This window comes from Stappia indica, from assembly GCF_020177335.1.
GTDB lineage: Bacteria > Pseudomonadota > Alphaproteobacteria > Rhizobiales > Stappiaceae > Stappia > Stappia indica_B.
Map to the genome: position 1 here is coordinate 220761 of NZ_JAIVMG010000007.1, position 13556 is coordinate 234316.

Consider the following 13556-nt stretch of genomic DNA (forward strand, 5'->3'; position numbering starts at 1 on the left):
TCCACCGGCCGGGTCAGCGCCGGTTATCGCCCGTCATTGCTCGCCGCACTGGCCTGTCCGGCGGCCTGCTGCTGTTCGATCGCCGGCAAGGCGGCCCCGCCGATCGCCTTTTTCTCCTCCTCGGAGAACTGGCGCGGATCGTCCGGATCCTGCGACACGCGCACGGTCACCTCGCGATGGGCGAAGTGAATACCCTCGCGTTCGCACAGATCGCGAATGCCGGCATAGACCACCTTGCGCAATTCGAACTGCTGCCCCGGACGGGTCATGAACTTGACCCGGACGATCATCGCCGAATCCTCAAGCGCCGTCACCCCTTGCGATTTCACCGGCTCCAGGAACTTCGGACCGTATTCGGGATGCTCCAGCAACTCCTGGCCGAACTTCTTGATCAGCTTGCGCATCCGCTCCACATCCGTGTCGTAGGTGACGCGGAAGGCCAGCTTCATCACCGCCCAGTCGCGGGAGAAGTTCTTGACGAACTGGATCTCGCCGAAGGGGACCGTGTTGAGCGGGCCATTGTGGTGACGCAGCTGCATGGAGCGGATCGAGATCTTCTCCACGGTTCCCTTCACGCTGCCGATGTCGATGTACTCGCCCTTGCGGAACGCATCATCGAACAGGAAGAACGCGCCGGAAAAGATGTCCCGGATCAGGGTCTGCGCGCCGAAGCCGACCGCCAGCCCGACGACGCCGGCACCGGCAAACAGCGGCGCGATGTTCACCCCCAGCTCCGACAGGGCCAGCATGGCGGCAATCGCGACGATGCTGATCAGCAGGAAGTTGCGGAACAGCGGCAGCAGGGTGGCCAGCCGGGTTTCGCCCTTACCGCCGATTTCCCCTGTATCCTCACCCGGCTTGCCGTTGCCGTTACCGGTCTCGCGGGCGATCTGCCGGTCTATGGTGATCGCCACCGCGTGATAGGCCATGTAGCTGGCGAAAATCACCAGCGAAATCTCGAACAGATTGGCCACCAGGAACCGGTCGTCCGCCAGCGGAACCCCCCAGCGGATCAACAGGAACCCGACGGCGACGGCAATGGAGAGAATGGCCGCGCCATGGTCGAGCAGGTGCCGATAGGGCGAGCGGGCGTTTTCCGCATCCAGCGCCTCCGCCTGCGCCTGTGCCTCTGTCGCCTCCGCCTGCGCATCTTCCGCGCCAAGGGCGGTCTCGGTCGCGCGGGCGACTTCCGCCTCGAACTTCTGGCGGGCCTTCTCGGTATCAAGGCGAGGCAGCAACCACCGGTCGATCAAGAGAACGAGGACCCCGTAAAGCACGCTGCCGAGCAGCGCCGCCATCACCGGCGCGGCGACCAGTCCGAGCGCGGAAGGCTGGTCCAGCAGCACCCGCACCACCGAAATCGCAAGGGCAGCGAGGAAATACACCAGCACCAGAGGCAACCAGAGCAGCGCCAGCACCCGGCGCCAGCCGATGACCGACGCCTCCGCCTGCGGGTCCCCCACCAGGAGCCGCCCCAACGGACGGCGATACAGGACAATGACGACTGCCAGCAGAAGGCAGGACACAGTCACGGTGCCGATCAGGGCCAGCTTGTGCGCGCTCGCCTCAAGCCCCATTGCCGCCATCCAGTTGCACACGCCCATGGCGGCAAAGGTGATGAAGGACACACCCATCAGCCAGCGATACAGGCCATGGGCATCCCGGTCGCCCATCGCCACCATTCGATGTGCGGAACGGTCCGGCGCAAGCACGTTGAGAAAGACGATGCGCAGCAGCAGGAACACAAGAAGCGCTTCCAGCCCGGCAAACACCGAGATCCGGCTCGGCGTATGTCCGGAGACAAGCAAGAGCGCGATCAGCACCGACACGAGCGCGAAGGCGGCAACGCCAAGGCCCATGCTCAGAGCCCGGCTGAGCAGATAGCCGATCTTTCCCGCCCGGTGCTGCGGCTCCGGATCATAGAGGCGGAGAAACCGCGCGCTCGCCCAGCGTTCGCACAGATGCAGCGCCGCCAGGCCGATGGCCGCTGACAGGACCAACACCAGAACGACCGTCGTGAGCCAACCAAGCGTGCCATCGGGAGACTGGGAAAGGAGAACGGATGTCGACAGTTCCGAGAAATTCTCGGCGGAGCGCAAGGTCTGCTCCAGGGCGTCCCGAACCTGGAACATGAGCTTCATCTGCTCGCCGCCACCGGGGAGCATGGAGGGAGCGGGCATCGTGGTGCCCGTGGCCTTCACCTCCTGAGCCGCAAGAGGGCCGCCAGCCGTCATCATGAAAAGAAGCGAGCAAGTAAACGCCACCGCCGCTATCGGCAGTTTGCGTAGACACCCACTGAAGACCTGTTGAAAAAATCTCATGACGACCCCCAACATTCGGCGTTGCAATCCAGTATTGCACACGCCGTCGCGTCAGGCGTAGAAAAAACGCCTGAAGAAAGGGTTATCAGACCGCTCTTCAGTGTGAATATTCAACGACATCGACCAGGCGCGACCTGAGGGTCAGACCCTAGCAGGCGATCCGGCCGCGCCACTGGTCGAGCAACAGCCGCGCCGACTTGACGTTGAGGGTCGCGTAACGGTCAACCGCCTGCTTCCGCCGCTCATCCGGCAACCGATGCCGCCAGGGCCCGATCGCCAGAAGCCTCTGAACGGTTTCCGCTGAGAGCCCACAGGCCCGGGCCACGACCAGGAACGGGTCGGTGTCGATCCGCACCATCCAGTGCATGGCCTCTTCAAGACCGATATCGCCGAGGACCGAGAAGGTCGCCACCACCTCGGCAAACCGGTCCTCGTCGATGAACCGCAGCAAGGTTCCCTCGTCGATCCCCTCCCCCCGGGCCAAGGCCTTCACCCGGCCCATCGCGGTCTCGAAGTCGTAGCGTTTCAGCCAGTAGTCATTGGACATACGCTGCGCGGCGATCCGCGCCGCCTTCGGCAGGTCATCCCGCGTAGCGGCATCGCCGCCACTGAACAGACGCACCCGCACCCGCTCACTCGCAAAGGACGCGAGCGCTGCGATATCCTCTTCACCCAAGTCTCCACGTCCGGCCAGCGCGAGCTGCAACTCTTCATCGAGGCCAGAGGCCTCCAGCAGCCTGTCCACGCCCGCGCGCGACAGGCTCGCCCCCTCGTTCGCGGCAACCGCCCGCTGCACGCCCGCGCTGCCGGTCTTCACCAGCACATCGGTGACCAGTTCGGACAGCACCTCGCGCGCGGCAATCGCCAGCCGATGATCATCGCCGTTGCTTTCGGCAATCTGCACAAGATCCCGGTCACGCAGGATGGTCGAGCGCTCCAGCAGAGGGCGAGCCACACCGATCTCGTCACCGGCCAACCGGCGCACGGTCTGCTCAGGAGCACGGCGCAGGGCGGCCAACTGCCTGGCCATGAACTCCCGCGCCTGCGCTTCAACCATCTCGGAGAGACGGTGCAATACCGAATCGTAGATTTCCATCTGCTCGTCCGAGCAGCTCTCGGAGGTGAGAGAAAACAATGCCGCAACGTTCTGCGCCAGCTCATTGCGACGCGACATATCCCCGTCCCGCGCCAGCGCTTCGAAGTTCACCAACTCCGTATTAGGTAGGTTCGACATCGTATCATCCTGAGGGCCGAAGAATCACAATGTCATTACTACATAAGACACGTGAATGAAAATTCACAGCAGAAGCTGAAATTTAATAGTTATTTTAAACGAAATCAGACTTAGAATTGGAATTATGATTAATAGAACTACTCTTAAAGTTGCATAAAATGATAATGAATTAAGGATAAATACGGAGAGGCGCTTGATCAGAAACCAGAGCAAGCCGCCCCATCCTGGCAGGTGGACACTGGGGCAGCGTCCCGCACTCCCCGACAAGCAGGGTCTCAACGGCGCCGCCTGGCCACAAGCAATGGCGCCGCGCGCGCCTGCGCCCACTCTCCCAGCCACATCCCGCCGCGCCGCACCGCGCGCGCCGCTGGCTGTTCGATCCATCCGGTTATGACCAGCGCCGCGCCGCCCAGCGCGACGGCCAGCACCAGTGCGCTTCCCGCACCGCCCAACACCGGCCCGAGCAGGAAAAACATCGCATAGCCGATGTGCTGATGCAGGAGATAGAGCGGATAGGTCATCCGCCCGGCCACCGCGGCGGCCGCTGTCGGCCCCTCCGGCAAGCGCAGGCGCGACAGCCCGAAAAACAGCAGCAACGACCCCAGAACGAGGCCGGCAACCGTCAGCGGATCGAACAGCTCCCCGCCATAGACCGCAGGCAGCCGCGCCGCAAACAACACACCGCCGGAGATCGCCTGCACCAACGCGGCGGCCAGCACCACCCGCGCCCCAGGGGCCTGGCGTTCCGACGCGCGCAGCATCATGCCGAACACGAAGAACCCGGCGAAATCGGTCAGGAACAGCTTGCGCAGAAGGCCACTGCCGATCACTGCCTGGTCGAGCGCGGCAATCACCAGCCAGACGATGGCGATGGCCACCGGCCAGCGCTGCCAGAGACCGCAGGCCATCAGCAGCGCCACCCAGCCATAAAACAGAATTTCCACCACGATCGACCAATAGGCGCCATCCATGAACGGCTGGCCGAGAAACGGCGCCGCCATGGTCAGATTGGCAAGATACTGCGCGGCCGTGATCGGAAAGCCGAGCCCGGGCACCAAGAGCGTCACCAGCGCGGTCAGGCTCATGCAGACGACGAAGCCCGGCCACAACCGCGCGAAGCGAGCGACCGCGAAGCCATAGGCGCCGCGTCCTTCGGTCGAAATGCTGATCACATAGCCGGAAATGGCAAAGAAGACGGAGACGCCGAGATAGCCATAGCGTGCGAAACCGCCGGGCGCGCCAAAATCGGCTGGCCCCGCCTCGCCGGTGACCTGCATCCGGAAGCCAAAGTGAAACCAGGCAACAGCCGCGACGGCGACAACACGCAGAAGGTCGAGCCCTGGTCGCCGTTCACTTACCGCCATGGACGCACCTCCCGCCTCTCGCGACCAAAACCAGCGTCGCAGATGGCGGCCAGTGTCGCGGCCAAAACTTAAAGGCGCCTCAACCGAAAACCGCGGCAGCTTGCGCCGCCGCGGTTCGGAAGAAGGAGCAGGGTCTTTCGCCTTGGCCTATTCGGCGGCGTCGCGTGCGCCCGCCGCAGCGGCCAGCGCCGCCCGGACCCCGTCGCCATAGGCCTTGTCGACCTTGTCCAGATGCCCAAGCTGGCGATCGATGATCGACTGCGGCACCCCTTGCATCGCCGCCGCCGTATTGGAGAACAGGCGGCTTTTCTGGCCGTCGTCGAACAGGTTGAACAACGCCCGGACCTGGACGTAATCGTCATTGCCATCCCGGTGATTGTAGCGCTCCGCGTCGCCGGAGATGCGCAAGGGCGGCTCGGCGTAGGCCGGATCCTCGGCCGCGCCGTTCATCGAGTTCGGCTCGTAATAGGCATCGACATTCCCGGTCTGCTGACCGAAGAAATTCATGCTGCCGTCCTTGTGGTAGTGGTGCACCGGGCATTGCGGCCGGTTGACCGGCAGCGCCTCGTAATGGGTTCCCAGCCGATAGCGATGGGCATCCGCATAGGAGAACACCCGCGCCTGCAGCATCTTGTCCGGCGAGAAACCGATCCCCGGCACCTTGTTGGACGGGGAAAAGGCCGCCTGCTCGATCTCGGCGAAATAGTTCTCCGGATTGCGGTTCAGCTCCATGATGCCGACCTCGATCAACGGATAGTCGCCATGCGGCCAGACCTTGGTGAGATCGAACGGATTGTACGGGGTCTTTTCCGCATCCGCCTCCGGCATCACCTGGATGCACATGCGCCACTTCGGATAGTCGCCCGCCTCGATGGAACCGAACAGGTCTTCCTGATAGCTCTCACGGGTCGTGCCGACCACATCGGCCGCCTCTTCATTCGTCAGGTACTTGTGCCCCTGCATGGTCTTGAAGTGGAACTTCACCCAGAACCGCTCATTGTCGGCGTTGATCATGCTGTAGGTGTGCGAGCCGTAGCCGTTCATGAACCGGGGGCTCGGCGGCAACCCGCGATCGGACATCAGGATCGTCACCTGATGCAGGCTTTCCGGCGACAGCGACCAGAAATCCCACATCGCCGTTGCCGAGCGCAGGTTGGTCTTCGGGTGACGCTTCTGGGTGTGAATGAAGTCGGGGAACTTGTAGCCGTCGCGGATGAAGAACACCGGCGTGTTGTTGCCGACCAGATCCCAGTTGCCTTCCTCGGTGTAGAACTTCAGCGCAAAGCCGCGCACGTCGCGCTCCGCATCCGCAGCCCCCTGCTCGCCGGCAACCGTGGAGAACCGCGCCAGCATGTCGGTCTTCTTGCCCACCTCGGTAAACAGCTTGGCCTTGCTGTAACGGGTGATGTCATTGGTGATGGTCAAGGTGCCATGGGCCCCCCAGCCCTTGGCATGCACCACCCGCTCGGGAATGCGCTCCCGGTTCTGATGCGCCAGCTTTTCCAGGAGCTGATAGTCTTCCATCAACAGCGGCCCGCGGGGACCGGCGGACAGCGAATTCTGGTTGTCGGAGATCGGCGCACCGGCCGTCGTCGTCAAAACGGGCTTGTCACTCATGGTCAGTCTCCCTCATGTCGGGCGCCGCTCCCCCAGTTGGCCGCGTCCCGGATCTTGCAAGGACAACCATGGCACAGGCAGGATGATCAGCACCAATCGCATTGAAATCGCCTCTTGATAAGTTTATCTGATAACCATGATCACGCTCCGCCAACTCCGCTATTTCGAGGCGCTTGCCCGCCACCGCCATTTCGGCCGCGCGGCGGAGGCCGTCGCGGTCTCCCAGCCGGCGCTGTCGATGCAGATCAAGGAGCTGGAAACGACCCTTGGCATTGCCCTGGTGGAACGGCGTCCGAATGCGGTGCGGCTCACCGCCGAAGGAGAGGAGATCGCCCGTCGCGCCAGCCGCATCCTGTCCGAAACCCGCGACCTGATCGACTATGGCCGCCATGCTGGCGAAGTGCTGACCGGAACGCTGCGTCTCGGCATCATCCCCTCCATCGCGCCCTATCTGCTGCCGCGCATTCTGCCCGCCCTGACCCGCGCCTACCCGAATGTTGATCTGAGGGTCCGCGAAACCCTGACCGAAGCGCTTGTCGCCGAGTTGAAGCAGGGCGACCTGGACGTGATCCTCGCCGCCCTGCCCGTTGGCGGCCCCGATCTGGAGACGCTGCTTCTGTTTGCCGACCGTTTCCTTCTGGCCGTGCGCGCCACGCCGGAGCTGGACGAGCGCAAGCGGATCGACCCGGCGTCCGTCGACGGCGGCTCGCTGTTGCTGCTGGAAGAAGGCCATTGCCTGCGCGACCAGGCCTTGAACTACTGCGAGGGATTGCGGCCCTCGACCCGTTCCACCTTCGGAGCGACCAGCCTATCGACCGTCATGCAGATGGTTGCGGCCGGATACGGGGTGACGTTGCTGCCCGAAATCTGCGCCCCGCTTGAAGTCCGCGACGACCGGGTGGCCCTGCTGCGCTTCACCGAACCGCAGCCACGCCGTTCCGTCGGGCTTGCCTGGCGCCGCTCCTCCCCGCGCAAACAGGATTTCCTCGCCCTTGGCGACTGCATCACGACCGCGCTCGATCTAGCCGCCTAGAGGCATTTCGGACGAAAGCCGCTTGGCTGTTGCTGGGAACAGCGAAAGTCCCCGTTTCCCCGCGCCAAACGGTCAGAACGCCCCTGTCTCTTGCGTCGCGGCTGCATTGGCACAAGGCTTAAAGGATCGCGCATATTTCTTCGGCGTCACCCCTGCCGAGCGTTTGAAGAAGGAAATAAACGCGCTGTCGCTGGCGAACCCCAACTCTTGCGAGACACAGGAGATGGATGTGCCGGCCACCAGGAGCTCATAGGCTTTCAACAGACGCCATTGCTGCCGCCATTCTTGATAGGACATACCTGTCTCGCGCCGGAATATCCGGCCGATGGTCTTCTCGCCCGCGCCCACCTCACATGCCAGTTGCCCAAGCGGCGGCGGCAGGCTGGCCGTATCCAGTCGCGCCAACCGGGGATCGGATGGCAACGGCAAAAGCGTGGGAACGCGGGGCGCCCTTCGGATCTCATCCATGCACACGGCAAGCAGATTCCCGGCGACGCCCATGGTCCAGTCCGCATCCAGAGGCGCTACCGCGATGCGTTCAAGCGCCGCCTGCAGAATATCGGAAACTTCAAAGACTTCGATCTGCAGGGGCATATCCTGCGCAAAGGTGGGGTGGAAATAGACCGACCGGTAGTCAACCGCCGATCTCATCTGGGCGCGGTGCACCAGGCCTGCCGGGATCCAGACTGCACGGGTCGGCGGCAGGAGGCAGAGCTTGGCGTCAAGGGTGATCGTCATACACCCCCTGCGGGCGAACAACAGCTGCGCCATCCGATGCGCATGCGAGCCTGAATCGTGATGCGACAAATCTCTGGCAGCAATGCCAAACACCGGCTGACCGACGCTGTCAGGGTCGAATTGGGATTCCCGATCGAGCCACATCATGATCTGTCCGATTTGAGAAGTTTTTTGTCCAAATGTTTATAACCAACCAGAATCGTTAAAGCTATAGGGAGACCTCCTGCAAGCCTCTAGGAGGGATTATGCCCAGAAGACCGAACATGTTCCTTGCGGTCGCACTCCTCATGTTTCCGCAAGTGGTTGAAACCATCTACAGCCCTGCGCTGCCAAGCATCGCAAAGGCCCATGGCGTTTCCACATCGACGGCCAGCCTGACGCTTTCGTTGTATTTCCTAGGGTTTGCGGCGGGCGTCATCTTTTGGGGACGCCTGTGCGATCTGGCGGGACGCCGACCGTCGATGCTTCTGGGCCTGTCAGTCTATGGCCTGGGCACACTGGCTGCGCTCTTGAGTTCCGACTTTCCGATATTGCTTGCGGCCCGGATGGTGTCGGCATTCGGCGCGGCGGTTGGCTCTATCGGTACGCAGACCATTCTGCGTGATCGATTCCAGGGGGCGGAACTGACAAGAGTGTTCTCCCTCGTCGGTATCGCGATCGCGATCAGCCCGGCGCTTGGAATGGCGGCAGGTGCGCTGATCGCCAAACTGGCGTCTCACAAGGGAGTCTTCTTCGCCCTGACAGCGCTGGCCTTCTGTCTTCTGGTCTGGACAGCCGTGAGTTTACCCGAGACACGTCGCACCGAGCACGTTCCCCCCTCGCTTCGGGCGACGATAGCGGACATGTTCCAGGACCGACATATCTGGCGGTCCGCAGGTCTGGTCGCCCTCCTGAACCTGTGTCTGTTCAGCTACTATCAGCTGGCGCCCTTCTACTTTGAAGACCTCGGATACTCCGCAATTGCCACCGGATACAGCGGGGTGGTCCTGACCGCCGGCACCCTGGCTGGCGCCGTCTCAAACCGGACATTGCTGCAGTATGGCTGGCGGCCGGATCGCCTGGTCCTCGCCGCCTGCCTGCTGATCGTGATTGGCGGGCTTCTGGTAGTCAGCCTCAACGCCAGCATTCTGTTCGTCGCGCCAGTCGCAATCGTCGCATTTGCCTTCGCCGTGGCCATTCCCAATGTTCTTGCACCAGCGCTACAGGCCTACTCAAACCGTCTTGGAACTGCCGGGGCGGTTTTCGGGCTGATCTACTATCTGCTCATCGGAGGGGGGCTGTTGGTGTCTGGTGCCGTACAGAATCTCGGGGTCGTATTCTCGGTTTCCGGCATCTGCGCATGTGCTCTGGCTGCAGGCGCCCGGCAAAAGGCCGTTGCACACACGGCGGCATGACAAGCGCCCTTGCCTCTCTCGAAGCCGGGCCTCCGCGCGGCAGGTGTCGATAAGGCGCCGGCTCTCCAGCGGCGGACAAACGCTGAGACCTCACGGCCGGTTGCCTTGCCGTCCCGCAACCGGCCCTCATCGCATCGTCCCTTGCGCGCAGATAAACGGTTGCGCAATGGCCTCATCACCCTCAGTATAAACGACAATATTCTTTGGTTCCCATCGGGCAAGCCCTTGCGAGCCCCCGGCCTCAAGCCGGCCCCCACGGGGATCGTCACTGGTGCTTCCGCGCCGCCCGGATGGATACCTCTCATGTCTTGCGATCATCGGCTTCAGTGCCCTCGGTCAAGTGCGAATTGCCGGCGAGACCCTCTCGCCGGCACCGTCCTTGACTGTGCTCCGCCTCCCGCCCGACACCTGCCGGACACGCCCCTGTCCGGGCCAGGGGGAGCGCTCGACCGATGACCGGGACAGCCGCCGCCCCCCACCAGAGATACGCCGTTCTTTTCGATGTGCTGGACCGCCAGGCGCGCGCCGCCATTCTTCTGGATGCGGAAGCGGCAGTGCGCGCTGTCAACGAAACGGCCCGAGGCTTCCTGCGTCAGGCAGCCAATCTGTTCGTCGAGTGCGAACGGCCGCCCGAACGGCTCGAATTCGCCCACCCCCTCACCCAACGCACATTCCTTGACGCCCTGGAAAAGGTCCGCCAGCCCGAGCCCCCCGCTTCCATCGCCCAGTGCGAATTCCATGTGCCGCGCAGCCTCAACGGCGACCGACCGATGTTCGGCGAGCTTCTGAGTTGCCAACCGCCGGCCACGCCTGGCGGAACCGATGTGCTGTTGATCCTGACGCGCCTCGATGGCCCCTTGCCCAATCTGGAGCGGCGCCTGCATTCCGCCTTCAACCTGACCCGGCGCGAGAGCACGGTGGCGGCGCTGTTGACCCAGCCGCTGACGGAAGCCGAACTGGCCGCTACCCAGGGGATCAGCGTCAACACCTTGCGCACACATCGCAAGAACATCTACGCCAAGCTCGAAGTCGCGAGCCGCAATGAGCTTTCCCTGCTCCTGGCGCGCCTCGTCTGACTGAGAGCCGGACCGAAGACATCGGCTTCGCGCGCTCAAGAAATTCTTAAGAGCAACCCAGGATAGTGCCACTCGACTGATTTCAACAAGGCGCGTCACAATGAGACGAACGGCACATCCCGCTGCCGCGAAGCGACAGGAAGCGGAGGCCACCTCCCGGCATCAGGCGTATCTTTCCGGTGGCGACCGGCTCCGTGACAGCCTGCAGGACATCCTCTCCCTCGCCCTGACCCTGTTCGACGCGCCGGTCGGCATGATCGCCATGGCGGAGGCGAGCTCCTACCGTGTCCTGGCGGGCACCGGGACCGACCTCACCACGTTTCCAAGGACTGGCAGCCGCTGCGACGCCGCCATTGCCGCCGGCCGTGCGCTCGTTCTCGCCGACGCCAGCAAGGACCCGCGCTTTTGCGGGAACGCCTGCCTTGAACTGCATCCGGAACTGAATTTCTTCGCCGGCACGCCACTGATTGCACCCGACGGCTATGTCATTGGCGTGCTTTGCGTCAATGACCGTCCGAGCCGCCCGGGTGTATCCGACCACACCCTGTCCGCGTTCGCGGCCCTTGGCCGACTGGCCACCGACCGGCTGGAACTGGCGCGCAAGGAGCGCATCCTGCGGCAGGCCGAGATCAAGGCCCGCTGGGCGGAACGGCAGGCGCAGCAGGCGCGCCGTCGGCTTCAGGATGCGCTCGACATCATGCCCGGCGCGGTCCTGTTCTGCGATCCCGATGACAAGGTCGTCCTGTGGAACCAGGCCTTCGAGGAGCTCTATCCGGAGAGCGAGGGCCTGTTGACCCCGGGAACCTCCTTTGAGGAGGCCACCCGCCGCTGCGTGGAAAGCGGGCTGCACCAGGAGGAGATCGACGACCCCGAGGTCTGGTTGCGCCAACGTCTCGCCCATCACCGGGCGCCGCATGCAAATTTCGAGCAGCGGCTGAAAGATGGCCGCTGGATGCGCTACGACGAGAACCGGATTTCCGACGGCAGCACGGTCAGTGTGCGCATCGACATCACCGACCTGAAGCGGCGCCAGGAGACCTTTCGCGCCCTTTATGACAGCAATCCCGTGCCGATGGTCGTCGTCGACGCGCAAACCCTGCGGTTTCTGTCCGCCAATGACGCGGCGAGATCGCACTACGGGCTCGACCAGCAGAACTTCCTGAAGATGCGCCTACCCGACCTGCATGTCGCCGACGAGGCGCTGGCCATCGAACGGGCCTTTCTGCGCTCCCCCGGCACCGGCTCGCCGGCCGCATATGATGGCGAAACCCTGTGGCGGCACAAATGCGCGGACGGGGCGGAGATCGAGGTCATGCCGGTCTGCCAGTGCATTTCCTATGAAGGCGTCGATGCCCGCCTCGTCACGGTGATCGACGTGACGGAGCAGAAACGCAACGAAGCCCGCATCCTGCACCTGGCCCATCACGACGATCTGACGGGCCTGCCCAATCGCGGACAGTTCGAGACCCGCCTGAAACGGGCGTTCGAACACGCGCGAAGCAATGCCGGTTGCGTCGGTCTGTTCATGATCGACGTCGATCATTTCAAGGAGATCAATGACACGCTCGGCCATGCTGCCGGCGACGCGGTCCTGCGCGAAACCGCCAGACGGCTGCGGCAGGCGGTGGGCGGGAGCGCCTGTGTCGCCCGGCTTGGCGGCGATGAGTTCGCCATTGTCGTCACTACCGAAAGCACACAGGCCGCCACCGCACTCGGCAAGCGCATCGCCCGGATCGACGCCCAACCGGTCACGACAGAGGATTGCAGCATCAACCTGCGCATCAGCGTCGGCATTGCCGTCTCGCCGAAGCATGGCATCACCCCCGAGGAACTGGCGCAGAATGCGGACATCGCCCTTTACCAGTCGAAGAACAATGGCCGCCGGCGCACCACCGTCTTCGACCAGTCGATGCGCGAGATCATGCAGCGGCGGATCGATCTCTGTTCCGTGCTCGGCGGCGCCCTGGAGCGCGGCGAGATCGTGCCGCATTACCAGCCGATCATTTCGCTGGCGACCGGACGGATCTGCAGCTTCGAGGCCCTTGCCCGATGGGCCCACCCGGAGCTCGGGCTGGTGTCCGCTGGCCATTTCGCGGAAGCCTTCAGCAATCTGGAGCTGGTTTCCCGTCTCGGCGATCGCATGATCGACGCGGTGACCAGCGACATCCGGCGCCTGCGCGACGAGGCCGGCCTCCGCTTGCCGGTCGCGGTCAATATCTCGGCGGCCGAACTGAGCCGCGACGGCTTTGCCGAGGACTTGCTGGAGATTCTTCTGTCGAAGGGCCTCTCGCCCCGCGATCTGACCCTGGAGGCCACGGAGACCATTGCCATCGACCATGGCAATGGGACCATCTCCCGGACCCTTGATGCCCTGGCACAGCTCGGTTTCCGGATCGCACTCGACGATTTCGGCACCGGCCATGCCTCGCTGATCCACCTGCGCAAGCTGAAGGCCGCGGGCCTGAAGATCGACATGTCCTTCGTTCGCACCATGCTGGATGTGCCGGAGGATGCGGAGATCGTCCGCTCGATGGTCGCCCTGGGGCGCAACCTCAACCTGAGCGTTGTCGCCGAAGGGGTCGAAACCGAGGCCCAGGCCAATGCCTTGCGCGCCTGCGGCTGTACCCAGGCGCAAGGTTTCCTGTTCGGCAAGCCCATTCCGGCCGCGCACATCCCCCACGCCATGCGGCAGAGTCACGAGAGAGCCAGTCGGGCGACCCACAAGGCGCTCGGCTGAAGCCGGCCAAAATCGGCCAGAATCGGCCAGCATCGGCAAAAG

Annotated in this window: 9 protein-coding genes; 4 read left to right on the forward strand and 5 right to left on the reverse strand. The window is 63.6% G+C overall.

Annotated features, from left to right (window positions below; translation table 11 throughout):
* Window positions 1–23: 23 nt before the first annotated feature.
* The 4 genes from LC062_RS11665 to LC062_RS11680 all read right to left on the reverse strand — a co-directional run bounded on the left by LC062_RS11665 (window position 24) and on the right by LC062_RS11680 (window position 6536).
* Window positions 24–2180 carry a mechanosensitive ion channel family protein gene (locus tag LC062_RS11665; protein WP_224911198.1) on the reverse strand — a complete coding sequence of 719 codons (2157 nt, stop codon included), beginning with the start codon at window positions 2178–2180 and terminating at the stop codon, window positions 24–26.
* Between the two features lie 289 nt (window positions 2181–2469).
* Entirely contained in the window at window positions 2470–3555 is a 1086-nt protein-coding gene (locus LC062_RS11670) for a DUF2336 domain-containing protein (RefSeq protein WP_224911199.1), read from the reverse strand.
* Window positions 3556–3830: 275 nt separating this feature from the next.
* A complete protein-coding gene (locus LC062_RS11675; protein WP_224911200.1) occupies window positions 3831–4919 on the reverse strand; it encodes an acyltransferase family protein in 1089 nt (362 codons plus the stop codon).
* Window positions 4920–5066: 147 nt separating this feature from the next.
* Entirely contained in the window at window positions 5067–6536 is a 1470-nt protein-coding gene (locus tag LC062_RS11680; protein WP_224911201.1) for a catalase, read from the reverse strand.
* Window positions 6537–6672: 136 nt separating this feature from the next.
* On the opposite strand from LC062_RS11680, the gene LC062_RS11685 reads away from it, so the two are divergent.
* Window positions 6673–7569, forward strand: coding sequence for a hydrogen peroxide-inducible genes activator (locus tag LC062_RS11685; RefSeq protein WP_224911202.1), 897 nt, complete (start codon window positions 6673–6675; stop codon window positions 7567–7569).
* A gap of 72 nt (window positions 7570–7641) precedes the next feature.
* On the opposite strand, the gene LC062_RS11690 is transcribed toward LC062_RS11685, so the two are convergent.
* A complete protein-coding gene (locus LC062_RS11690) occupies window positions 7642–8454 on the reverse strand; it encodes an AraC family transcriptional regulator (protein ID WP_224911203.1) in 813 nt (270 codons plus the stop codon).
* Between the two features lie 116 nt (window positions 8455–8570).
* On the opposite strand from LC062_RS11690, the gene LC062_RS11695 reads away from it, so the two are divergent.
* The 3 genes from LC062_RS11695 (at window position 8571) to LC062_RS11705 (ending at window position 13514) form a co-directional block, all read left to right on the forward strand.
* A complete protein-coding gene (locus tag LC062_RS11695) occupies window positions 8571–9701 on the forward strand; it encodes an MFS transporter (RefSeq protein ID WP_224911204.1) in 1131 nt (376 codons plus the stop codon).
* A gap of 452 nt (window positions 9702–10153) precedes the next feature.
* Window positions 10154–10777 carry a helix-turn-helix transcriptional regulator gene (locus LC062_RS11700; RefSeq protein ID WP_224911205.1) on the forward strand — a complete coding sequence of 208 codons (624 nt, stop codon included), beginning with the start codon at window positions 10154–10156 and terminating at the stop codon, window positions 10775–10777.
* 100 nt (window positions 10778–10877) lie between these two features.
* Entirely contained in the window at window positions 10878–13514 is a 2637-nt protein-coding gene (locus LC062_RS11705) for a sensor domain-containing phosphodiesterase (RefSeq protein WP_224911206.1), read from the forward strand.
* Window positions 13515–13556: the final 42 nt, after the last annotated feature.